The sequence below is a fragment of the Pseudideonella sakaiensis genome (genome assembly GCF_048320135.1).
GTDB classification, from domain to species: Bacteria; Pseudomonadota; Gammaproteobacteria; order Burkholderiales; family Burkholderiaceae_C; genus Ideonella_A; species Ideonella_A sakaiensis_A.
The window spans coordinates 4,572,645-4,594,215 of record NZ_CP182947.1 but is presented as its reverse complement, the minus strand read 5'-3'; the positions used below and the strand labels follow the sequence as shown (position 1 = coordinate 4,594,215).

The following is a 21,571-nucleotide window of genomic DNA, read 5'->3' as shown; positions in this document are numbered from 1 at the left end:
CGCGGTACTCATGGCGCCGGATGGGTCGGATCGACCCAGGCCACCGACTCCGGCTTCTCGGCCGGCTCGATGTCGAGGTTGACCGCGACGGCCTCACCGTCGCTGCGCACCAGCACGCACTCCAGCACCTCGTCGACGCTGGCATTGATCTCCTGGTGCGGCACATACGGCGGTACATAGATGAAGTCGCCCGGCCCGGCCTCGGCAGTGAACTCGAGCGCCTCGCCCCAGCGCATCCTTGCCCTGCCCTTGACGACATAGATCACGCTTTCCAGCGGGCCATGATGATGTGGCCCGGTCTTCGCATTGGCGTGGATGTGCACCGTGCCCGCCCACAGCTTCTGCGCGCCGACACGCGCAAAGTTGATTGCCGCCTTGCGGTCCATGCCCGGCGTCTGCGCGGTATTCGGGTCGAGGCGATCGCCTGGAACGACACGCACTCCGTCATGTTTCCAGCGTGGCGTGGCACTCGATGACTCGGCACTCATCTCGGAACTCCCGTTGTTCGGATAGGAACCGCATTGTGCGACCTCATAAATCAAAGGTCGCATCGACACTTCGATTCAATCGACGGCTACATGGTGTACATTCCGGGCACAGTCATGCGCAAGACAGATTGAAGAGATACCTGAATGTTGGCGGCCGCGGTTGTCATGTCGTTTGGAAATCCCCGGATCATTTCTTGAGTGTTGCTGTATGCGAGGCATGTGCCGCGTATTTAATCCGCTAGAAAGTTAGAGAGTTAGGAAATATCCATGACGACGCAAACCGGTACCGTGAAGTGGTTCAACGAGAGCAAGGGCTACGGCTTCATCGCTCAAGACGCGGGCGGCGCTGACCTGTTCGCCCACTTCCGTGACATCCAGGGCTCGGGTTTCAAGACCCTGACCGAGAACCAGAAGGTCGAATTCGAAGTGAAGCAAGGCCAGAAGGGCCTGCAAGCAGCGAACATCCGTCCGCTGTAAGGCTTCACCTGCAATGAAAAACGCGGCCGAGGCCGCGTTTTTTTTCGTCTGTCGATCCGTGCGTCAGGTGGTTGCCATCACGCGGCAGACCGGCACGACCTTCATGCCCCCATGATGGGCTTGGCGGTAGGGCGCGGTGACGTCGGTCTCGCAGACGGCCTGTGCGTCCTGGCGCGATACGCTGGACGAGGTCTGAGTCTTGTTGGTGGCCCGCTGTACCCCTTCGCGCGCGGCCAGCGGCAATGCCGGCGCAATCGCGATTTGTTCGGCGCAGGCGACGGTGGCGATATCGGCCGGCAGCTCGGGCGCAGCCACTGCCGCGGCAATGCTGCCCATCATCAACATCACGGTCAGGGTCGTATTGCGTTTCATGGCTGTTCTCCTCTCCTCTGCGCCAGCCTGCGTGGCGGCGATTGCTCCGGTGAACCACAATTTAGTGACAAGTCGTCGCCGCGCCCATCGGCCACCGGGCTGAAGCTCGGTAGGAAGCTTCCGACAGCCGTTGCCGCGCCCGGCAGCGAGCCCACTCCCCGCCGGCGAGTGATTTCCTGGGGATTGACAGGGTGATTCTTGCCGGCACGGCGACAATGCAGCCGTTGAATCGCCGTTTGGATTCCCATTGACCGCGTCGCGCCCCTGGCCTCAAGCGATCGCCCACAGCAATGAGCTGCTCGCATTGCTGGGGCAGAGCCGTGAGTGGCAACTGGTCAGTGACGCCGCCGGCCGCTTGCTGTGGGCCAACCGCGCCTTCGATGACGCGAGCGGTGCACCCGCGGCAGGGACCGCACTCGCTGCGCTGTTGTCCACCGACCCGCAGTCGGATCTGGCGGATGAGACGCTGCGCCAGTCGATCGGCACCGCGCTGCAGCGCGGGCTCGCGATCGAGACCACGGCCACACTCGACCTGCCACCACGGTTGCTCGGCGTGCCACTGCAAGTGCGGATCAGCGCGCACGCCGATCTGCGGCTGTGGACGCTGAGTGATCTGCGCACCGAACGCAGCCAGCAGCAACGATTGCGTCAACTCGAGGAGCTGCTCGGCACCGCGCAGGAATTCGGCCGCCTCGGCGTCTGGGAACGCGACCTCGCGACCGGCAAAGGCCGCTGGGACGACCATGTCTTCCGGTTCTGGGGGCTCGATCCGGCCGACGGAACACCGGATTTCGACGAGGCGATCAAGCGCATTCATCCCGACGATGTCCGGGTTGACCAATTTGCCCGCTCGACTCGGCAGATCGGCCGCTATGCGCAACGCTTCCGCGTTGTCCGTCCCGACGGCAGCATGCGCTGGCTGCATTCGCAATGGGAAATCAAGCCGTCTGCCGACGGCCAGCCTGCCCACGCGGTCGGTGTGATGGTCGACGATACCGAGTCGGTGACCACTGCGCACTCGCTGAAGGAGGCCTCGGCAAAACTGACATTTGCCGTCGAACTCGGCGAGATCGTGATCTTCCAGCACGACCTGCAAAGCAATCGAATCCATTTCAATTCCCGCGGCCAGCAGATGTTCGGCTTGCCGGACGATGCCGACGGGACACCGATCGAACGGTTGTGCCAGCTGATCCATCCGGATGACCGCGCGCAGGCCACTGCCGCGTTCGAGACCGCGCTGAGCAAACCCGGCCCGGTCGACATGCAGGCCCGTTACCGCTGCTCCGATGGCAGTTGGCGGTACCTGTTGTCACGCCGCGTCCTGCAGCGCGACGCCCTCGAGCGGCCGCTGTCGATGGTCGGCGTCGCATTGGACGTCTCCGAACGCGTCAAACAGGAATATGCCGCCGCCGAACTGGCCCGGCGTCTCGAGATAGCGACCTCTGCCGCCGGTGTCGGCATCTGGAGCCGCGACCCTGACGGCGCACAGGTGCACTGGAACGGCCAGATGTTCCGCCTGTGCGGCTGGTCACCGGACCTCGGGCCGCCGTCGACCGAGGTCTGGCTTGCCGAGGTGGTCCATCCGGACGATCGCGTTGCGGTACGCGCCGCCCTCGTCGGCCTGCAGCGTCTCGACAGCGGCGCGGCCGAATACGAATACCGTGTCGTCAGGCCAGCCGGCGAGGTGCGCTGGCTGGTCGACCGCGTCCGCCGCGAATCGTCGAACGGGCATCCGATGCTGTTCGGCGCCACCCTCGATGTGACCGAGCGACGGGCCACCGACCAGGCATTGGCGCAGGCCCGCGAGCGCAGTGCGCTGGCCACCCACGGTGCCGGTATCGGCACCTGGGAAACCGAGCTGTCGGGTGAGCTGGCGCGCTGGGATGCGCAGATGTACATGCTGCGCGGCCTGGATGCACCGGCCGATCTCGAGTCTGAGGCCGCGCGCCAGCCCTGGACGGCGCAAGCCCATCCGGACGACCTGCCACGCATCCGCGCCGCCCATCAACGTTCGCTGTCCGATGGCTCGATGGCGCGCTACGAATTCCGCATCGTCCGGCCGGACGGCGCGCTGCGCTGGCTGGCGGCACGGTCGGTGCCGGTGCGCGATGCGCAGGGCAATGTGAGCAGGGTGCTCGGCGTCAACTGGGACATCCATGAACGCGTCGTCGCGGAGGAGGTCAGGCGCGAGGCGCAGGCCGCGCAGCGGCGCAGCGATGCGCGGTCCGAGCTGCTGGCCCACATCAGCCATGAACTGCGCACGCCGCTGAATGCCATCCTCGGCTTCACGCAACTGCTGGCCGGCGCGGAACAGGCGGCAGGCGAGTCTGATCGCGCGCCGACGACCGCCGGCAGCCGGCTGCAGATGTTGTCGCACATCCGCAATGCCGCCGAGCAACTGCTCGAACTGGTCGACGAGGTGCTCGACCTGTCGACGGTCAAGCCGAGCGAACCGGTGGTTGCACTGAAAGCGGTGGACCTCGAGCCGCTGCTGCGCGGCGTCGCCACGGCAGTCAACGGCAAATCGGCCGCACGGGCGCCGGCCGTGCATTTCCAGCCCCCCGCCGATGCGGTCGCCGTGCTGGCCGATGAACCCCGTTTGCGCAGGTTGGTAAGCAAGCTGCTCGGCCAGCAACAGTCGCTGGCATCGCCAGCATCGGCAATTGGCGTGTCGGCATCGGCCGACCAGACACACGGCTTCATCGACATCGAACGGGCCGGCACCCACTCTGCGCCGGCCCGGCAGGCTGAACTGTTCGATGGCGCGATCGATCGGGCACTGGTCGCGAAGCCGGCACCGGCGCCCGACCTGCGCCTGTTTGCCGCGCTGCTGGCCGTGATGAACGGCCGGCTCGACGAATCGCCGCTGCCCGGCGGTGGCGAGCGGCTGCGGATCGTGCTGCCGCGCGCGCAACTTGCCGCCGCCAGCGAAACCGGCGGCTGCGCCGCCAGGGTGCTCTACATCGAGGACAACCCGGTCAATGTGATCCTCGTCCAGGAGCTGATCGCGCGCCGCGGGCGGATCGAGTTTCTCAGCGAGGGAACCGGGCTCGCGGGGGTGGACCGGGCCGCGGTATTCCGGCCGGACCTGGTGCTGATCGATATCCATCTGCCGGATATCGACGGTTTCGAGGTGCTGCGTCGGCTGCGCGAACAGGCGCAGACGCGTGCGACGTCGTGCGTGGCCTTGTCGGCGAACGCGATCCCGGAGGACATCGAGCGCGCGAAGGCGGCCGGTTTCGACGACTACTGGACCAAGCCGATCCGGTTCGAGCAGTTTCTCGGCGGCCTCGACCGGTTGCTGGCGCAGCGCGCGGCACGGTGAGCGCGCCGGCGCACCAGCCTCATTGGCCGAGCAAGGCCTTCTCGTCGCGCTCGTCGTAACGCCGGTTGTCGCAGTTGCGCGCATAGTCGGCGCGACCCGTCTCGAACGCGGTCAGCTTGGCATTGAATTCGCTGATCTTCGCTTCGAGGTCGGCGATCTGCCGATCGCGGGCGGCGGCACGCGCGTTGTAGCCGTTGACGGCTTCTTCGCTGCTGCGATCGAGCGCGGCCAGTTCGGCCTTCATCGTTTCGCCGCTGCGCTGCAGTTCGGCTTTTTCGGCCACGATCTCCGGCTGCATCCGCTGCACATCGGCAGCATTTTGCTTGTTGCTCGCCTGCAGCGTCATGCAGGCGCGCAGTTCGTCACGGGTCAGCAGCGGCGTCAACGGCTTCGGCGCCGGCACCGGCTCGGCCGGCGGCGGGCTGGCGCGTTTGCTGGCAGCCGGCTTGCTGGCCGGTTTGTCGGCCGGCTTGTCGGCCGCATGGGCCGCGCCAACCGCGCAGCCGAGCGCAACGGCCAGGCTGGCAAAAACCCGCCCGCGGCGGAACAACGAGCCGCAAGGCGGCGCATCAGGATGGATCGATGAAAGTCGCATGGATGACGGAATAGGTCGACAAACGCATGGCGTCCGGATCGGCGCCGGACGGCTGGCTCGGCGCCCGGACAGTGCCGGACGGTGGGGCGAGATGATGCCACGCCCCGAAAATCACGCCGCTTGTCGGACAATCCGGCGATGGCTGAGCTGCCCGAACCACGTCAGGTCCTGCTGTTTTCAGGACACCGCGTCGATGCGCCCGATCGTGCCCAGCCCCGCTTCCCGCCAGCGCTGGTGCCGGCCGTCGAGCGCCGGCTCGCGGCCGAACTCGAGCAGCTCGGTGCCGGCGCCAGCGACCTGGCGCTGTGCCAGGCCGCAGCCGGTGGCGATCTGCTTTTTCTCGAGGCATGCCAGGCCCGCGGCGTCGCCTGCCGGGTGCTGCTGCCGTCCGATGAATCCGCCTTCATCGCCGAGTCGATCCTGTCGAGCAGCGATGGGCAGGACTGGCTGCAGCGATGGCAACAGGTCCGCCAGCGGCTGGCTGAGCCGCCTCGCTGCCTTGGCGATGAACTCGGACCGACACCCCCGGCGGTCGACCGCTACGAGCGCTGCAACCGCTGGCTGCTCGATTCGGCGCTTGCCTTTGGCGCCGACAGGCTGCGATTTCTTTGCCTGTGGGACGGCAAGCCGGGCGATGGTCCGGGTGGCGTGCGCCACATGATCGATGCGGTGCAGGCGCTCGGCGGCACCGTCCGGCGCATCGACATGCAGTCGCCGTAGCTGGGTTGCCGGCCGCTCAGGCCTCTGCAACCGGCGTTCGCATCGTGACGAACTCCTCGGCCATCGTCGGATGGATGCCGAGCGTCGAATCGAACTGCGCCTTGGTGGCGCCCATTCCCATTGCGACCGCAAATCCCTGCACGATCTCGCCGGCTTCGGCACCGACCATGTGCAGGCCGAGCACCTTGTCGCTGTCCCCATCGACGACGAGTTTCATCAGACTGCGCTCGTCGCTGCCCGACAGCGTGTGCTTCAACGGCCTGAACTCGCTGCGGAAAATCTTCACGCGGTGCTGCCGCTCACGCGCCGCCGCCTCGCTGATGCCGATCGTTCCGACATTCGGATGCGTGAATACCGCGGTCGGGATCAGCGTCGGGTCGAAACTGCGCCGGCCATCGCCGAACAATCGATCGACGACGACCATCGCCTGCGCCAGCGCCACCGGTGTCAGCTGCGGCGCGTCGGTCACATCGCCGACCGCGTGCACCGATGGCAGGTTGCTGGCACCCGCGGCATCGACGATCACCGAGCCGTTCGGCCGCAGCTTCACGCCGATCTCGGCCAGACCCAGCCCGTGGGTATTCGGTCCGCGGCCAGTGGCCATCAGCACCGTGTCGGCGCCGATCCGGCTGCCGTCGTCGACGTGGACAAACAGCCCGTCGTCGCTGTGGCCGATCGCGACCGGCTTGCGGCCGAAACACAGCTCGACGCCCTTCTTCTGCATCTCGCCGGCCAGAAACCGGCCGATGTCCGCATCGAAGCCGCGCAACAGGCCGTCGCCGCGGATCAGCTGCGTCACCTCGGCGCCGAGGCCGTGGAAGATCGACGCCATCTCGCAGGCGATATAGCCGGCGCCGACGACAACGAGGCGGCGCGGAAATTCCGGCAGATCGAACATCTGGTCGGAGACGACGGCACGTTCGCAACCGGGGATCGCGAGGTGGATCGGATGGCCGCCGGTGGCCACCAGCACGTGCCTGGCCTTGACGCGCGCCTGCCCGCCTTCGGCGAGGTCGACGATGACCTCGTTGGGGCCGGCCATCCGCGCGCGACCACGCAGCAGCTTGACACCGACGCCGTCGAGCAGGCCTTCGTAGACTCGGTTCAGCCGCGAGATTTCCGCAGCGCGGCGCGATTTCAGCAGGCCCCAGTCGAGTTTCGGAGCGCTTTCCGGCCAGCCGAAGCCGGGCGCCTCGGCAAAATCCTCGGCATAGTGGGCGGCGATGCTGTAGAGCTTCTTCGGGATGCAACCGACGTTGACGCAGGTGCCGCCGGTTGCCGCCACCTCGGCAACCGCGACCCGCGCGCCGAGTTGCGCGGCCATGCGCGCAGCGCGCACGCCGCCGCTGCCGGCGCCCAACACCATCAGATCGAGATCAAGATCGGCCACGAACAAACTCCATTGACAGACGTGGAGGCAGCGCCGAAATGGCGCCGTCGATGCCCCGATGATGCCCCAGCGTCGACCCGGTATTGACGAGGCTTGCAGCATCCTGCGGCGCGGGCGACACTCGGCGCGAGGAGTGAACCATGAGATTTCTGAAAGTCCTGCTGATCGTCGTCGCGCTGCTGGCCGCGCTGGTCTGGGGTGGCGGCATGTTGCTGTCGCCCAAATTCACCGTGATCCGCAGCGTCGAGATCCAGGCGCCGCCCGAACAGGTGTATGCGCTGGTCGCCGATCCGAAGGCCTGGCAGCAGTGGTCGGCATGGAATCGCCGCGACCCCGAGATGCAGATGAGTTTCAGCGGCGAACCGGTCGGCGCCGGCGCCGGCTGGGCGTGGCGCAGCAAATCGCAGGGCAACGGCCGGATGGCCTTCATCGCCGCCGACCCGAACCGCAAGCTCGACTACGACCTGCAGTTCGAGGATTTCGAGGCCACCTCGAAAGGCAGCTTCATATTCGAGCCGATCGATGGCGGCACCCGGGTCAGCTGGACGCTGAACGGTGACATGGGCGACAAGCCGCCGATGCGCTGGTTTGCGCTCGGCGCCGACTACATGATCGGGCCGGATTTCGAGGCGGGCTTGCGCAACCTGAAATCGGTCGCCGAGAAAAAATAGCGCGGCCTGAACCGGCGCGCCGGTTCTCAGGCTTCCGGCTGCTCGAGCTTGATCGTCTGCCGGCCGATCCAGCAGTCGCCGGGCCGGACTTCGACCGGGCGGCCGATCGCCGCTGCCTCGATGCACAACATCTCGCGCCAGCCGTCGTCGGGCAGATCGTCGAGGCGGCGCGCCAGCTCGGGCCCCGGATTCCACACGACGACGTCGTCGAAACCGTGGTTCTCGATCGTGATGCGCCGCTCGCCGTCTCGCAGCACAAGTGGCCGGGCGACGTCGAAATAGATGCGGTCGAGTTCGCCGGCCGGCGTCAGCTGCGGCGCCATGTCGACCTGCTCGGTCGAGCGGACCTTGTCGAAAAAACGCAGCCGCTGCAGCCCGTCGACGTGTGCCGCCGCGGCGTCGCCGACCCTCAAATAGCTGTGCAGCGCGGCGGTAAAACGCAGCGGCTCGGCCGGCGGCGCCGCATCCTCGGGCTCACGGTGCTCGACCGACAGTTCGATGTCGAGCCGTGCCGGCGACAGGTGGACACTCAGCTCGGCAATGAAGCGGTGCGGCCAGATCGCCATCGTGTCGTCATCGTCGACCAGGCGCAGCACCGCCAGCGCGTCGCTGGCACCGTTGTCGATGCTGAGCGGCCGCCAGCGCCGGTTGCGCGCAAAGCCGTGGCGCGGCAACGTGCCGCGCTGGTCGAACTGCGGAAAGATCACCGGCACCCCGCCGCGGACCGCGGTCCGGCCGTCGAATACCGCCGACGGCGACAGATAAAGCTGTTCGCCCTTGCCGGCCGGCTGCCACGAAACGACCTGCGCACCGTGCAGCAGCACCGTCGCGCAGGAGCCGTCGCCGGAGCGCAGCTGCACGGCGTCCAGACCGTTGTACTCGCTGAGCGTGATCGCAACCATCGTCGTCGGTCCTCGTGCTGATCGGTGTCAGGAGGCCCTGACCGGAGGTAATCTGGCGCCGCAATCGCGGCAGAACTTCGCCCGCGGCTCATGGCCGATGCTCAGACATTCGGCGCAGGTGCGCGTCGTCGTCGGGCGGATCCGTTGCGCGGCAAATTCGGCGCTTACGATGCCGGTCGGCACCGCCAGGATGCCCCAGCCGATCAGCATCTGCCACGAGGCGATGAAGCGGCCGAGGTCGGTCTGCGGCGTGATGTCGCCGAAACCGACGGTCGTCATCGTGACGATCGCCCAGTAGACACCGACCGGAATGCTCGTGAAGCCGCTGGCCGGGCCCTCGATCACGTACATCAGGGTGCCCATCAGCAACACGACCAGCATCACGAACATCAGGAAAACCAGGATCTTGCGCCGGCTCGACCGCAGCGCATCACCGAGCGACTGGAACTCGGCGACATAGGCGCCCATCTTCAGCACCCGGAAGATCCGCAGCAGCCGCAGCACCCGCACGTCGATCAGTGCCGACAGCCCCGGGAAAAACAGTGCAAGGTAGGTCGGCAGCACCGCGATCAGGTCGATCAGCCCGAAAACACTGCGCGCATAAACCAGCGGCCGGCGCACGCACCACAGCCGGGCCAGGTATTCGGCGCTGAACAGCAGCGTGAAAAACCATTCGGCGGCGCTGAAGACATCGCCGTAACGGGCGCGGAACGGACCGACGCTGTCGAGCACGACGACGCTGACGCTGACGATGATCGCCCAGATCAGCAACAGGTCGAACCGGCGACCGGCGACCGTATCGGCCTCGAAGATCACGACGTAGACGCGCCGGCGCAGCCCCTCTTCGGGCGCTCCGAAACGCGAGTCCGCATCGTTGCGGATCGGGGAGGATGGGGGCGGGCTGGTCACGCTGCTTGCTGCGGATGGATGTCTGCATTGTGGCAAAGCCGCCGCTGTCGCACCGGCTGGCCAAGCTCTCGATAATCGGCAGATGACGTTACATGCCGACAACTCGCCGCCGCTGATCCCGTTTGCCCGACTGATCGACCAGCGCCGGATCAGCCGGGCCGGCGACGGCTCGACGGTGCAGGTCGAATTCGACGTCACCGAAGACTGGGCGCAGGGGCGGACCGCTTTCGGCGGCCTGACCTCGGCTTTCGGCCTGCAGGCGATGCGCGACCTGCAGCCGGGCGCGACCGGGCCATTTGTCTTGCGGGCCTTGCAGACGAGTTTTGTCGGGCCGGTCACGGTCGGCAGCGTCACCGCCGATGTGGTGCTGCTGCGCCAGGGCCGCAATGTGCGACAGCTGCAGGCGACGCTGCACCAGCACGGCGAAGTTGCCGCGGTGCTGCTCGGCGTCTTCGCCCAGGCCCGTGAATCGTCGATGCGCACGCAGTTGCTGCGCCGCCCGGAGCCGAGTTGTGCGCCCGACGAACTGCCGCCACGCGTGCGGGCCGGGGCAGCACCGCAGTTTCTGCGCCATTTCGACATGCGCTGGGACCATGGGCCGCAGCCGGGCAGCAGCGATCCGGGCCTGGCGACACGCATCCACATGCGGATGGTCGATGGCGACGGCCTCGACGACGAGATGTTGACGGTGTTGTTCGCCGATGTGTCGCCGACGCCGGCGACCGGGCAGTTCAGCCAGCGCCCGCCGGCCAGTTCGGTCAGTTGGGCGCTTGAACTGCGGCCGCTGCGCGACCCGACGCCGCGCGACGGCTGGTGGCGCGCCGACAACGAATCGCTGCTCGTCGACGATGGGTATGTCAACCATGCGGCCCGTATCTGGGCACCGTCGGGTGAATTGGCTGCGCTCGCTTACCAGGTGGTGGCGATCTTCGGTTGAGCTCGGCCGCGCTGTCGTGAAATATCCACAACTTCGCCATTTGTTCAGGGTTTACGTGCTAGGAGGCCTGTCGCATCATCGCTACAGTCACCGACCCGGGTCCGAAGCTTGCTCCTGTCTTGCAGCTTGCCCGTGTGGTGTCGAAGAAGCGGAGTGGTTTTGTCGTGTTGTCGAGTCTGGTCGTGTTGTTGCTGATCATCGTGGGCTGCAGCGTCTGGCGCCGGCTGGCGATGTGCGACCTGACGCTGGTGCGCCGTGATGAGGCCGGCCTGCTGCGAATCGAATTGCGCCGGCGCACCGAAATGCGCACCCATGCCGACGGCCGCGGCGGCCAATCCTTCCCCGAGCCGGCCGAAACGCGCCACCTGACCTGGCTGTTCTGCGAACTGCCGGTCTGGAGTCGGGTCGAGAGCATCGGCCTGCCGTCGAGTTGCGAAGGCCGCATCGACAAGGTGCAGGCCGACGAATTCGACCGCCATTTCACACCGGCCTTCCAGCGCCGCCCACCTGCCAAGGCTTCGCGCGCGGCCGCTGTCTAACGATCGATCGAATCGGCGATATAGCGGTTGACGAGCGGCAGTTCATCGCCGAGCTGGAAACTCAGCCGGCGCGCACGCAGCCCGACATCCGCATTCGTGAAGCGTTCGAGGCGCCGCTGGTGCTCGATCCAGCTTTCGTCGAGAAAATATTCGATGTAGCGCCCGGGATCGGCGGTATCACGGAACAATCCCCAGGACAACGCGCCCTGGCGCAGCCGGGCCTGCCGGGTCTCTCGCATCACCTCCGAAAATTCGGCCGCCCGTGCCGGATCGACGTGGTATTCAACCGTCACCATCACCGGGCCTTCGTCGCCATGCAACTCGATCACCGGCGGCCGCGCCAGGCTGATCGGGCTGGTCAGCGTCAGGTCTTCATCGGCAACACCGCCCACGGTCAGCCGGCGCGTCAGCAGCAGCACCAGCGGTCCGGCCACCGATGCGCTGATGATGGCGATTGCCAACGTGCTGTGGCTGGCCACATAACCCCACAGCGCCGCGCCGGCGGCACTGCCACCCATCAGCGCCATCTGGTAGATCGACATGCCGCGTGCCCTGACCCAGTCGGGCAAGGCCATCTGCGCCGCCAGCGTCAGCGAATTGGCCACCGCCAGCCACATCATGCCGGCGATCATCATCGCCGGCACCGCGAGCCAGATCGTCGGTGACAACACGACGACAACCGCAGCCACCGCATGGATCACCGTGCCCCAGCGGACCAGGTCGTCGCGATCGAGCCGGCCGCGCAACATCGGCAGCAGGAACAGCGCGACGATCACCGCGCCCGTGCCCATCGCGGCCAGCAGCATCGTGAAGGTGCCGGCGCCGCCGCCAATCGCACGCGCGATCAGCGGCAGCAACGCGGTCAGCGCCGTCGTCTGCAGAAAAAACAGGAAGATCCGCACCAGCACGACGCGCATCCGTGGCGATTCCCTGACGTGCTGCACGCCGACCCGCATCGCGCCGAGAAAACGTTCGCCGGGCAGCGCACTCGCCTTGCGTTGCGAGCGCCAGCGCAGGATCAGGAAAAATGCCGAGACCGACAGGATCGCATTGAGCAGGAAGACATAAGGGCTGCCGGCGCTGGCGAGCAAGGCGCCGGCGACGACCGGTCCGATCACGCGGGACATGTTCATCGCGATGCCGTTCAACGCCAGCGCCGACGGCAGGTCGGGCCGCTTGACGACTTCCGGCACGATCGCGGCAAATACCGGCCAGCGCATCGCCATGCCGATGCCGTTGGCAAAGGTCAACGCGAGCAGCAGCGGCGCGCTGAGCGCTTCGGTCAATGCAAGCACGCCAAGCAGCACCGCGACAAGCGCCACCCACAGCTGGGTCATCGCGAAATAGCGCCGGCGATCGACGATATCGGCGAGCGCGCCGCTCGGCAGGCCGAGCACGAAAACCGGCAAGGTCGATGCCGCCTGCACCAGCGCGACCATCACGACGCTGTCGGTCAACGAGGTCATCAGCCACGCCGACGCGACATCGTTCATCCACATCGTGACATTCGCCGCCAGCCAGGCGAGCCACAACATCCGGAAGACCGGATCGCGCAACGGGCCGATGATCGACGCGGAGCTGCCGCTTTGCGGCGGCCCGGCCGCCGCAGCCGGGTCCGGAGCCGCCGGACGAGGTTCGCTGGGCGGGTTCATGGCTTCGATCTCATGCGCCGATTCTGATCGAAAGAGCCGGGCCGCCGCGCGGCACGACAATCGGGGCAGCTCCGCCGAATGCCGCGGCGGGCATGCCGACAGCCCCAGACATCCAGGACTTCCGACCATCGCCATGCAGTCGACAGAATCTCCGGCGCAGGCCCTTGCCCTGCCCGCCGACCACCCGTTGCGCGAGGAATTGCACAACGAGGTGCATGCCCGCCCATCGGCGCGAATCCGCGTGCCGGCGCTGGTGATCCATGTCGCGGTCTCGAACAAGGGCGTTGACCGGGCCGACGAGTGGGCCCATCTGCGCCGCCTGCCCGGTCATGACGATCTGCCGCAGGCGGCACTCGATCGCAACTTCCTGCGTCTGCCTCTGGATGGCCAGCTGCTGCGCTGGGAACGCCATTCGGAATTCACCCGCTATACGCTGTTCCAGCCGCTGCCGGCCGAGGCCGGGCTGGACCGCCGGGAACCGGACCTGCTCGGCACGATGCTGATCGATCGCGAATGGCTGCGCGGCATTCCGGGCCGGACGATCGCCGCGATCCAGCAGGTCTTCGTTTCGCAGACGCTCGAAGATCCCGATGCCTGCCTGGCCCGGGCCCAGCAATGGTTTGGCGAGCATCCGGTGGTGGCATCGCTGCTCGGCAACGGCCACTCGCTCGCGGTCACCGATTTCCAGCTCGACGACAGCGGCTTCGAGCGCATGCTGGTGATCGCGCCGCCGGGCACCAGCGAAACCCGCGCCGGCCGCATCAGCCAGCGGCTGCTCGAACTGGAGACCTACCGGCTGCTCGCGTTGCGCGGCCTGCCGGTGGCAAAGGCGCTGGGCCCGATGATCACCGAGTCGGAAACCGCGCTGGCAACGATCACCGGCCAGTTTGCCGCCAAGCAGGCCTCGTACCAGGATCTGCTCGACCAGCTGGTCGCGCTGGCGTCGACGATCGAAAGCGCGACCGCCGACCATGCCTACCGGTTTTCTGCGACGCAGGCCTATGCGGCGCTGGTCGACGAGCGAATCGCCGAGATGCGCGAAAAAGCGATTCCCGGCACGCAGAGGATCGGCGAATTCATGCGCCGGCGGCTGCGCCCGGCGATCGCGACGGTGGCTGCCACCGCGCAGCGCCTGTCGTCGCTTGCGCAACGGGTCGAACGCAGCAGCGGCCTGTTGCGCACGCGGGTCGATATCGCGACCGAGGTGCAGAACCAGCAGTTGCTGCAGAAGATCACCCGTGGACAACAGATGCAGCTGCGGCTGCAGACCACCGTCGAGGGCCTGTCGATCGCGGCGATTTCGTATTACGTCGTCAGCCTGCTGTATTACGTCAGCAAGTCGGCGAAGGCGATCGGCGTACCGATCAATCCGGAGATTGCCGCCGGCGCGCTGATCCCGCTGGTGTTGTGGGCAACCTGGCGGACGACGCGGCGCATCCACGCGCGCCTGCATTCGCTCGACGGCGACCACGCCGGCCACTGAGCCGGCGCGGCCCGCCGACGCGGCCGATCAGACCGAGACAGCCGGCTTGGCAGCCGCCGGCGTGCGCCGGATTCGCGGTCGCTGCAGGAAGATCACCAGCGCCAGCAGCACGAGCGCCGGCACGAACATCCATTCCTTGGCCGGGCGCTCGGCCGGAACCTCGATGCTCGCGACGTTGAAGCCCTGCTCGAGGCCGAGTTTCTCGGCCCGCGAGCCGAACTTGACCTGCGCGATCTGCATCTCGTTGCCGAGCGGAACGATCGTCACCCCGAGCTTGGCAAGCCGTTCACGGGCCGGCCCGGGCTCGCCGAGCGGCAGCAGCACGCCCTTGCGGATTTCCTTGCCGTCGATGTTGATGCCCTCGACCCAGACCCGCTTGCCGGTATTCGGCGGCGCCTCCTCGACCAGCTTCATCAGCTGCGACGGCGGCATCTCCTGGTACGGCGGATAGACCATGTCCCACCAGAACCCGGGCCTGAACAGCGTGAAGGTGATCAGCAGCAGCGCAATCGTCTCGTACCAGCGCGAGCGGGCGAGGAAATAGCCCTGCGTCGCTGCCGCAAAGATCAGCATCGCGATCAGCGCGCTGCCGACCGTCAGCACCAGATGGAGCGGACCCTCGATGCCGATCATCAGCAACTGCGTGTTGAAGATGAACAGGAACGGCAGGATCGCGGTGCGCATGCTGTAGAAAAATGCGGTGACACCGGTCTTGATCGGATCTGTCCGTGCGATCGCCGCGGCGGCGAACGACGCCAGTCCGACCGGCGGCGTCACGTCGGCCATCAGCCCGAAATAGAAGACGAACAGGTGGACCGCGATCAGTGGAACGATCAAGCCGCTCTGCGCGCCGAGTTCGACGACGACCGGCGCCATCAGCGTCGAGACGACGATGTAGTTCGCGGTCGTCGGCAGCCCCATGCCGAGGATCAGGCTGACGAAGGCGACCAGCACCAGCATCAGCATCAGGTTGCCGCCGGACAGCAATTCGACGACCTCGGTCATCACCAGGCCGACACCGGTCAGCGAGACGGTGCCGACGATGATGCCGGCAGCCGCGGTTGCGACGCCAATCCCGATCATGTTGCGCGCACCGGCCTCGAGGCCGGCCAGCAGGTCGCCGACACCGACCTTGAATGCGGCACCGAAATTGCCGCGGCCGCGCAGCATCGCGATCAGCGGCCGCTGCGTCAGCATCACGAAGATCATGAAGATCGTCGCCCAGAAGGCCGACAGCCCTGGCGACAGCTGCTCGATCATCAGGCACCAGATCAGCACCACGACCGACAGCAGGTAGTGCAGGCCGGACAGCAGCGTCGGCGCCGTCTCGGGCAACTGGAAAACCGGCGCATCCGGATCGTCGAGGTGCAGTTCGGGCTGGCGCGAGCCGATCCACAGCAGCCCGATATAAACGGCCAGCAGGCCGATGCCGATGATGAAGATCGCGGCATCGGGCAGCACCACCTTCAGCCAGCCGATGCCGTAATAGACGATGCCGGCCAGCACGATGAAGCCGGCCACGGTTGATACAAACGAGATCAGCCGCTGCATCGCGGTCGCCTCGCTGCGCCGTGGCAGCCCTTGCAGATCGGCCTTCAGCGCCTCGAGGTGGACGATGTAGAACAGCGCGATGTACGAGATGATTGCCGGCAGGAAAGCGTGCTTGATGACCTCGGTATACGGGATGCCGACATATTCGACCATCAGGAAGGCCGCCGCACCCATCACCGGCGGCATGATCTGGCCATTGACCGAACTCGACACTTCGACCGCGCCGGCCTGGTCGCCGCGGTAACCGACCCGCTTCATCAGCGGGATCGTGAAGGTGCCGGTGGTCACGACGTTGGCGATCGACGAACCGGAGATGATGCCGGTCGCGGCAGAAGACACAACCGCTGCCTTTGCCGGGCCGCCGCGCAGGTGGCCGAGCAGCGCAAATGCCGACTGGATGAAATAGTTGCCGGCGCCGGCGCGGTCGAGCAGCGAGCCGAACAGGACGAACAGGAAGATGAAGCCGCTGGAGACGCCGAGCGCGACACCGAAGACGCCTTCGGTCGTCAGCCACTGGTGCGACATCGCACGCGACAGCGACGCGCCCTTGTGGGCGATCAGGTCGGGCATGTAGGGCCCGCCGAAGGTATAGAGCAGGAAGAAGCAGGCGACGATCACCATCGGCAGGCCGAGCGCGCGGCGGGTGGCTTCGAGCAGCAGCACGATGCCGATCACGCTGACGGCCAGGTCCTGGGTCGTCGGCTGTCCGGGCCGGGTCGAAAGCTCGGCATAGAAGACGAACAGGTAGGACGCGCACAAGGCGCCGACGGCGGCCAGTATCCAGTCGAGAACCGGCACGCGGTCACGCGGCGACGCGCTGAATGCCGGATAGGCCAGAAAGGCGAGAAAGATCGCGAACGCCAGGTGGATGGCGCGCGACTGCGTATCGTTGAAGACGCCGATGCCGAGAGAAAACGGCAGCGGCGAAGCAATCCACAGCTGGAACAGGCTCCAGCAGATGCAGACGACGACGATGAACCGATGGACGAAGGGGCCCGGTGCACGGCCGCCGGAATCGCTTTCGGCAACCAGCTGGTTGACGTCGACTTCGGCAGGGTCGGCAGTCTTTTTCTTGTCAATCATCAGGGGCCTCCTCCGGTTCAAACGGGAAGGGCGCAGACGCCGGCTGGCGCTGCGCCCCGGTTCATCAGGTCAGGGTGATTACAGCCAACCCTTTTCCTTGTAGTACTTCATCGCGCCCGGATGGATAGGCGCCGAGATGCCCTTGGTGACCATCTGCTTCGGATCGAGGTGGGCAAATGCCGGGTGCAGCTTCTTGAAGTCGTCGAAATTCTCGAACACCGCCTTCACCAGCTCGTAGACCGTCGCGTCAGGCACCTTCGACGACGTCACGAAGGTTGCCAGCACGCCGTAGGTCGGGGTCGGGTTCGGATGGCCGGCATACAGGCCGCCCGGAATATCGACCTTGGCGTAGAACGGATACTGCTTGTCGAGCTTGTCGACCGCCGCACCGCTCAACGGCACAAGCTTCGCGCCGCAGGTGGTGATCGGATCCTGGATCGCCGCCGACGGGTGGCCGACGCCGTAGAAGAAGCCGTCGATCTTGTTGTCGCACAGCGCCGCGCCCTGCTCGTCGGCCTTCAGCTCCGACGCCAGCCCGAAGCTGGCGGTCGTCCAGCCCATCGCCGACAGCAGTTCATCCATCGACGCACGCGTTCCGGAGCCGGGGTTGCCGACGTTGAAGCGCTTGCCCTTGAAGTCCTCGAACTTGGAGATGTTGGCTTCCTTGCGTGCCAGCACCGTGAACGGCTCCGGGTGGACCGAGAAAACCGCGCGCAGATCACCGAACTTGCCGTCCTTCTCGAACACCTTGCTGCCGTTGACAGCATGGTATTGCCAGTCGGACTGGGCCACGCCGAAATCGAGTTCGCCGGCACGGATCGTATTGATGTTGAAGACCGATCCGCCGGTCGATTCGACCGAGCAGCGGATGCCGTGTTTGGCGCGGTCCTTGTTCATCAGGCGGCAGATCGCACCACCGGCGGCGTAGTAGACACCAGTGACACCGCCGGTGCCGATGGTGATGAATTTCTGCTGTGCCATCACGCTGCCTGAAGGCAGCGCGAGTGCGATCGCAGCAGCGCCGAGCGCCAGTTTCAGCGGTTTGGTGGGAAAGAATTTCATCGATGCTCCTTTTGGAGTTGAGGGAAAAATGGTGGGGCTCTTGTGGAACGCCACCGGAAAATAACCGATCAGCGGGTCGCGGGCAATTCAGCCAGCGCCGCATCGATCGCGGCAGCCAGCCTGTCGACGATCTGGTCGAGATCATCGTCGGTGACGATGAACGGCGGCGCCAGCAGCACATGGTCGCCATGCTGGCCGTCGATCGTGCCGCCCATCGGATAAACCATCAGCCCGCGCGCCATCGCCTGCGCCTTGATGCGCGCATGCAGCCGGTGCGTGGGGTCGAAGGTCTGCTTGCTGGCCCGGTCCGCGACCAGCTCGACACCGCGGAACAGGCCGCGACCACGCAGATCGCCGACATGCGGATGATCGCCGAGCTTGCGCTGCAGACGATCCTGCAGACCCTGGCCCTGGCGCTTCACCGCGTCGAGCAGATTGTCGCGTGCAATCACCTGCTGCACCGCCAGTGCCGCGGCACAGGCGGTCGGGTGACCGATGTAGGTGTGGCCATGCTGGAACAGGCCGCTGCCGCGCTCGAATGCGTCGACGATCTTGCCCTGCACCAGCACCGCGCCGATCGGCTGGTATCCGCCACCGAGACCCTTGGCAATCGTCAGCAGGTCGGGCACGACGCCATCCTGCTCGCACGCATGCAACGTGCCGGTGCGTCCCATGCCGCACATCACCTCGTCGAGCAGCAGCAGGATGCCGTGGCGGTCGCACAGCTCACGCACGCCGCGCAGATAGCCGGGAACCGGCGTCAGCGCGCCGGCAGTCGCGCCTCCGACTGTCTCGGCGACAAAGGCGATGACGGTTTGCGGGCCGAGCTCGTCGATCGCCGCGGCCAATTCCTGCACCAGGCGGGCACCGTACTGCTCGGCAGATTCGTCGGCACGCCGGTCACGGTACTCGTAACACGGCGAGACGTGGGTGACCGGGATCAGCAGCGGCGCAAACTGGCGGCGTCGCCATTCATTGCCACCGACCGCCAGCGCGCCTAGCGTATTGCCGTGGTAGCTCTGGCGGCGTGCGATGAAATGGCGGCGCTCGGGCTGGCCGATCTCGACAAAATATTGCCGCGCCATCTTCAACGCCGCTTCGATCGCCTCGGATCCGCCGGAGACGAAATAGACGTGGCTGATGCCGTCCGGCGCACCGGCGACGAGTTTGTCGGCCAGTTGCTCGGCGACTTCGGTCGTGAAGAAACTGGTGTGCGCATAGGCGATCTTGTCGATCTGCGCATGGATCGCGGCAATCACGTCCGGATGGCCATGGCCCAGGCAGGAAACCGCCGCGCCGCCGGAGGCATCGATATAGGACTTGCCCTGGCCGTCGATCAAGCGGACCCCATCGACGGCAACGGCGGTCGGCAGCTTGTGGCGCAGGCTGCGGTGCAGCACATGGGTGGTCATTGCTTCATTCCTTGTTTGAAACCCGGTCCCAGTAGGCACCGCTGTCGCGCAGGTGTTTGCGCACTCGGCGCAGGTGGGTCATCGCCTGCGCGCCGCCGCGGGCCGCGACCGCGGCGATCAACGCCTCGGCGAGCGCCTGTGCGCCGGCTGTCGAATGGAAATGGGTGCTCGACGCGGTGTCGTACAGCAGCACATGGGTTGCCGCGCGCGCCAGCGGCGACAGTTTGCTGTCGGTCAGCGCAATGACCTTCGCACCATTGTCTGCGGCCTGCACGACGCCCTCGACGGTCTGCCGGGTATACGGTGCCTGGCTGACCGCCAGCATCACGTCGCCGGCGGCAAACCGCGCGATCTGGTCGCTCATCATGCCGCCGATGCCGGTAACGAGTTGCCCGTTCGGCCGCAACAGGCCATAGGCGTATGACAGGTAGGTCGCGACACCGTAACAGACGCGCAGCCCGAGAAAGCATACCTGGTTGGCCTCGATGATCTCGCGCGCTGCGGCCTCGATCTGTTCGCTGCGATTGCGCGCCAGCACCGACGCAACATTGCCCTGCTGCAGCGAATTGAGTGACGACACGACCTCGTCCAGCGGCGTCGAGCCGCGCCGCAACTGCAGCATGCGCTCGAATTCGGCGCCCGATCCATTGCCGGCCAGTTCGCGCCGGAACGGCGCCCGCAGGCCTTCGAAGCCGTCAAACCCGAGACGACGTGCCAGCCGCGTCATCGTCGCGGGGGTCACGTCGGCGGCCCGCGCCGAATCGCGCATCGAATGCAGCGCCAGCGCCGAACCGTGCATCGCGACCCAACTGGCTGCGCGCTTCAGCTCGGGGCTCAGGCTCTCGAACCGGTCGGCAATCATTTGCTGAATGGTGTCGGGGGACATGTTGATGCAACAATTGTTTCACTCGATCAAAAAAGAATCAATTGTTGCAAACCCCGACAACCCGGCGATCGTGTAACAAGGGCTAGGGTCTCAGTCCGCTGTCTTGGTTGCCTTGCTGTCTCCGACATAGGTGATCAGGCGGGCGCCGTCCTCGAATGCAGCGAGCCGCTGCTGCCAGCGCTGATTCGGCCAGAACAGCTCGATCGAACCGCTGCGCGGCCGGTACGCCACGCCGTACAGGGTGCCGTAGCCGTGCAGCCATTTCTGCTGGTAGAGCGGTTCCTGCAGCAGCGCCTCGATCACGTCTTCGGCGCTGCCCGGGCCGTCGACCTGCTGCTGCAGCCGCTCGCGCCGCTCGACCGCCCGGGTCGCGGCGGCATGCTGCTCCCACTCGACCTGGTCCTGGTAATTGGTGACGACGGCCTGGTCGGTAACCTGGGTGGCACGGTCGGGCCCGACAAAAACCGTGGCCCAATTTCCGGCAGCGTCGAGCAGCGTGACCGTGTAGCACATGCTGACCGGAATGCGCTGCAGGATCTCCACCGCCTCGGCGGTATCGTGGGCCACTTCGAGCAGATAGCGCATCACCAGCGGTATGCCGAAGCCGGTGCCGGAAACCGTCCGACCGCCGAACGACAGCGACGCCGAAAGCCCCGATTCGTTGATGCCATCGAGAGCGCCCCAGATGCAGTCGCCGAGTGCGGCAACCCGCTGCCCGTTCCAGCGTGTCGCGAGCCAGTTGCCTTCGAGCAGGCCGGGCGCAAAGTCGTAGTTGCGCAGCAGCACCGGCTCGGCATCGCCGTGCCGGTCGACCCAGACCGCCTGCGAACAGCCGGTGATGTACGGCGGCGGGCACCACAGCGACAGAAAGCGCGACTCGATGTCGCCGCCGCCGGCCAGTTCAACCAGCTGTTCCCAGGTGCCGGCCAGCTCGGGCATGTGTTCGCGCATCGCGCGGCGGCACGACAGGTAGGACGGCAGATCGCCGACGCCGCGCCGCAGATACCACGAGCGATAGGCCGGCCACAGGCGCTCGAACAACGCCTGCCAAAACGGCCCCGGCTCGTCTTCGATCAGGGTTCGAAATTCGAGCTGGATCGTCATCGGAGGCCGGGCC

19 protein-coding genes are annotated in these 21,571 nt (G+C 66.4%); 7 read left to right on the top strand and 12 right to left on the bottom strand.

What is annotated here, in order from left to right; all coding sequences use genetic code 11:
• Window positions 1-8: 8 nt before the first annotated feature.
• On the bottom strand, window positions 9-488 hold the full coding sequence (locus tag ACNH6H_RS21035) for a cupin domain-containing protein (protein ID WP_418320239.1): 480 nt from the start codon (window positions 486-488) through the stop codon (window positions 9-11).
• A gap of 267 nt (window positions 489-755) precedes the next feature.
• Between ACNH6H_RS21035 and ACNH6H_RS21030 the strand changes: the two genes are divergently transcribed.
• Window positions 756-965: a cold-shock protein gene (locus ACNH6H_RS21030; protein WP_309698774.1), complete on the top strand. Its 210-nt coding sequence runs from the start codon at window positions 756-758 to the stop codon at window positions 963-965.
• Between the two features lie 63 nt (window positions 966-1,028).
• Here the strand turns inward: ACNH6H_RS21030 and ACNH6H_RS21025 are convergent, their stop codons facing one another.
• Window positions 1,029-1,337 carry a hypothetical protein gene (locus ACNH6H_RS21025; RefSeq protein WP_418320238.1) on the bottom strand — a complete coding sequence of 103 codons (309 nt, stop codon included), beginning with the start codon at window positions 1,335-1,337 and terminating at the stop codon, window positions 1,029-1,031.
• Window positions 1,338-1,584: 247 nt separating this feature from the next.
• Between ACNH6H_RS21025 and ACNH6H_RS21020 the strand changes: the two genes are divergently transcribed.
• Entirely contained in the window at window positions 1,585-4,662 is a 3,078-nt protein-coding gene (locus ACNH6H_RS21020; protein WP_418320237.1) for a PAS domain-containing protein, read from the top strand.
• Between the two features lie 19 nt (window positions 4,663-4,681).
• Here the strand turns inward: ACNH6H_RS21020 and ACNH6H_RS21015 are convergent, their stop codons facing one another.
• Window positions 4,682-5,257 carry a hypothetical protein gene (locus tag ACNH6H_RS21015; RefSeq protein WP_418320236.1) on the bottom strand — a complete coding sequence of 192 codons (576 nt, stop codon included), beginning with the start codon at window positions 5,255-5,257 and terminating at the stop codon, window positions 4,682-4,684.
• 138 nt (window positions 5,258-5,395) lie between these two features.
• On the opposite strand from ACNH6H_RS21015, the gene ACNH6H_RS21010 reads away from it, so the two are divergent.
• Entirely contained in the window at window positions 5,396-5,977 is a 582-nt protein-coding gene (locus ACNH6H_RS21010) for a hypothetical protein (protein WP_418320235.1), read from the top strand.
• A 16-nt stretch (window positions 5,978-5,993) separates the two neighbouring features.
• On the opposite strand, the gene gorA is transcribed toward ACNH6H_RS21010, so the two are convergent.
• Window positions 5,994-7,367, bottom strand: coding sequence for a glutathione-disulfide reductase (gene gorA / locus ACNH6H_RS21005; protein WP_418320234.1), 1,374 nt, complete (start codon window positions 7,365-7,367; stop codon window positions 5,994-5,996).
• Window positions 7,368-7,507: 140 nt separating this feature from the next.
• Here gorA and ACNH6H_RS21000 point away from each other — a divergent pair, with 140 nt between their 5' ends.
• Window positions 7,508-8,038 carry an SRPBCC family protein gene (locus tag ACNH6H_RS21000; protein ID WP_418320233.1) on the top strand — a complete coding sequence of 177 codons (531 nt, stop codon included), beginning with the start codon at window positions 7,508-7,510 and terminating at the stop codon, window positions 8,036-8,038.
• A 26-nt stretch (window positions 8,039-8,064) separates the two neighbouring features.
• Here the strand turns inward: ACNH6H_RS21000 and ACNH6H_RS20995 are convergent, their stop codons facing one another.
• Entirely contained in the window at window positions 8,065-8,940 is an 876-nt protein-coding gene (locus tag ACNH6H_RS20995; RefSeq protein WP_418320232.1) for a D-hexose-6-phosphate mutarotase, read from the bottom strand.
• 27 nt (window positions 8,941-8,967) lie between these two features.
• Complete coding sequence (locus tag ACNH6H_RS20990) at window positions 8,968-9,849, bottom strand: ion transporter (RefSeq protein ID WP_418320231.1); 882 nt, start codon at window positions 9,847-9,849, stop codon at window positions 8,968-8,970.
• An 82-nt stretch (window positions 9,850-9,931) separates the two neighbouring features.
• Here ACNH6H_RS20990 and ACNH6H_RS20985 point away from each other — a divergent pair, with 82 nt between their 5' ends.
• On the top strand, window positions 9,932-10,786 hold the full coding sequence (locus tag ACNH6H_RS20985) for a thioesterase family protein (RefSeq protein WP_418320230.1): 855 nt from the start codon (window positions 9,932-9,934) through the stop codon (window positions 10,784-10,786).
• 137 nt (window positions 10,787-10,923) lie between these two features.
• Window positions 10,924-11,325, top strand: coding sequence for a hypothetical protein (locus ACNH6H_RS20980; RefSeq protein WP_418320229.1), 402 nt, complete (start codon window positions 10,924-10,926; stop codon window positions 11,323-11,325).
• On the opposite strand, the gene ACNH6H_RS20975 is transcribed toward ACNH6H_RS20980, so the two are convergent.
• Window positions 11,322-12,977 carry an MFS transporter gene (locus ACNH6H_RS20975; RefSeq protein ID WP_418320228.1) on the bottom strand — a complete coding sequence of 552 codons (1,656 nt, stop codon included), beginning with the start codon at window positions 12,975-12,977 and terminating at the stop codon, window positions 11,322-11,324. The two genes, ACNH6H_RS20980 and ACNH6H_RS20975, sit on opposite strands and share 4 nt — an antisense overlap.
• 133 nt (window positions 12,978-13,110) lie before the next feature.
• Here ACNH6H_RS20975 and ACNH6H_RS20970 point away from each other — a divergent pair, with 133 nt between their 5' ends.
• A complete protein-coding gene (locus ACNH6H_RS20970) occupies window positions 13,111-14,460 on the top strand; it encodes a DUF3422 family protein (RefSeq protein ID WP_418320227.1) in 1,350 nt (449 codons plus the stop codon).
• A 27-nt stretch (window positions 14,461-14,487) separates the two neighbouring features.
• On the opposite strand, the gene ACNH6H_RS20965 is transcribed toward ACNH6H_RS20970, so the two are convergent.
• From ACNH6H_RS20965 to ACNH6H_RS20945, 5 genes are all read right to left on the bottom strand, one after another.
• Complete coding sequence (locus ACNH6H_RS20965; protein WP_418320226.1) at window positions 14,488-17,094, bottom strand: TRAP transporter permease; 2,607 nt, start codon at window positions 17,092-17,094, stop codon at window positions 14,488-14,490.
• Window positions 17,095-17,172: 78 nt separating this feature from the next.
• Window positions 17,173-18,156, bottom strand: a complete 984-nt coding sequence (locus ACNH6H_RS20960) for a TAXI family TRAP transporter solute-binding subunit (RefSeq protein WP_418320225.1) — start codon at window positions 18,154-18,156, stop codon at window positions 17,173-17,175.
• A 68-nt stretch (window positions 18,157-18,224) separates the two neighbouring features.
• Window positions 18,225-19,568, bottom strand: coding sequence for an aspartate aminotransferase family protein (locus ACNH6H_RS20955; protein WP_418320224.1), 1,344 nt, complete (start codon window positions 19,566-19,568; stop codon window positions 18,225-18,227).
• A gap of 4 nt (window positions 19,569-19,572) precedes the next feature.
• On the bottom strand, window positions 19,573-20,430 hold the full coding sequence (locus ACNH6H_RS20950) for a MurR/RpiR family transcriptional regulator (RefSeq protein ID WP_418320223.1): 858 nt from the start codon (window positions 20,428-20,430) through the stop codon (window positions 19,573-19,575).
• Between the two features lie 114 nt (window positions 20,431-20,544).
• Window positions 20,545-21,558 (bottom strand): C45 family autoproteolytic acyltransferase/hydolase, encoded by a 1,014-nt coding sequence (locus ACNH6H_RS20945; protein ID WP_418320222.1) that lies wholly within the window; start codon window positions 21,556-21,558, stop codon window positions 20,545-20,547.
• Window positions 21,559-21,571 lie beyond the last annotated feature (13 nt).

Bases quoted from the DNA above. Each gene is read 5' to 3' on its own strand.
- ACNH6H_RS21035 (WP_418320239.1), bottom strand. From the start codon at position 488: ATGAGTGCCGAGTCATCGAGTGCCACGCCACGCTGGAAACATGACGGA.
- ACNH6H_RS21030 (WP_309698774.1), top strand. From the start codon at position 756: ATGACGACGCAAACCGGTACCGTGAAGTGGTTCAACGAGAGCAAGGGC.
- ACNH6H_RS21025 (WP_418320238.1), bottom strand. From the start codon at position 1,337: ATGAAACGCAATACGACCCTGACCGTGATGTTGATGATGGGCAGCATT.
- ACNH6H_RS21015 (WP_418320236.1), bottom strand. From the start codon at position 5,257: ATGCGACTTTCATCGATCCATCCTGATGCGCCGCCTTGCGGCTCGTTG.
- ACNH6H_RS21010 (WP_418320235.1), top strand. From the start codon at position 5,396: ATGGCTGAGCTGCCCGAACCACGTCAGGTCCTGCTGTTTTCAGGACAC.
- ACNH6H_RS21000 (WP_418320233.1), top strand. From the start codon at position 7,508: ATGAGATTTCTGAAAGTCCTGCTGATCGTCGTCGCGCTGCTGGCCGCG.
- ACNH6H_RS20995 (WP_418320232.1), bottom strand. From the start codon at position 8,940: ATGGTTGCGATCACGCTCAGCGAGTACAACGGTCTGGACGCCGTGCAG.
- ACNH6H_RS20985 (WP_418320230.1), top strand. From the start codon at position 9,932: ATGACGTTACATGCCGACAACTCGCCGCCGCTGATCCCGTTTGCCCGA.
- ACNH6H_RS20975 (WP_418320228.1), bottom strand. From the start codon at position 12,977: ATGAACCCGCCCAGCGAACCTCGTCCGGCGGCTCCGGACCCGGCTGCG.
- ACNH6H_RS20970 (WP_418320227.1), top strand. From the start codon at position 13,111: ATGCAGTCGACAGAATCTCCGGCGCAGGCCCTTGCCCTGCCCGCCGAC.
- ACNH6H_RS20965 (WP_418320226.1), bottom strand. From the start codon at position 17,094: ATGATTGACAAGAAAAAGACTGCCGACCCTGCCGAAGTCGACGTCAAC.
- ACNH6H_RS20960 (WP_418320225.1), bottom strand. From the start codon at position 18,156: ATGAAATTCTTTCCCACCAAACCGCTGAAACTGGCGCTCGGCGCTGCT.
- ACNH6H_RS20955 (WP_418320224.1), bottom strand. From the start codon at position 19,568: ATGACCACCCATGTGCTGCACCGCAGCCTGCGCCACAAGCTGCCGACC.
- ACNH6H_RS20950 (WP_418320223.1), bottom strand. From the start codon at position 20,430: ATGATTGCCGACCGGTTCGAGAGCCTGAGCCCCGAGCTGAAGCGCGCA.
- ACNH6H_RS20945 (WP_418320222.1), bottom strand. From the start codon at position 21,558: ATGACGATCCAGCTCGAATTTCGAACCCTGATCGAAGACGAGCCGGGG.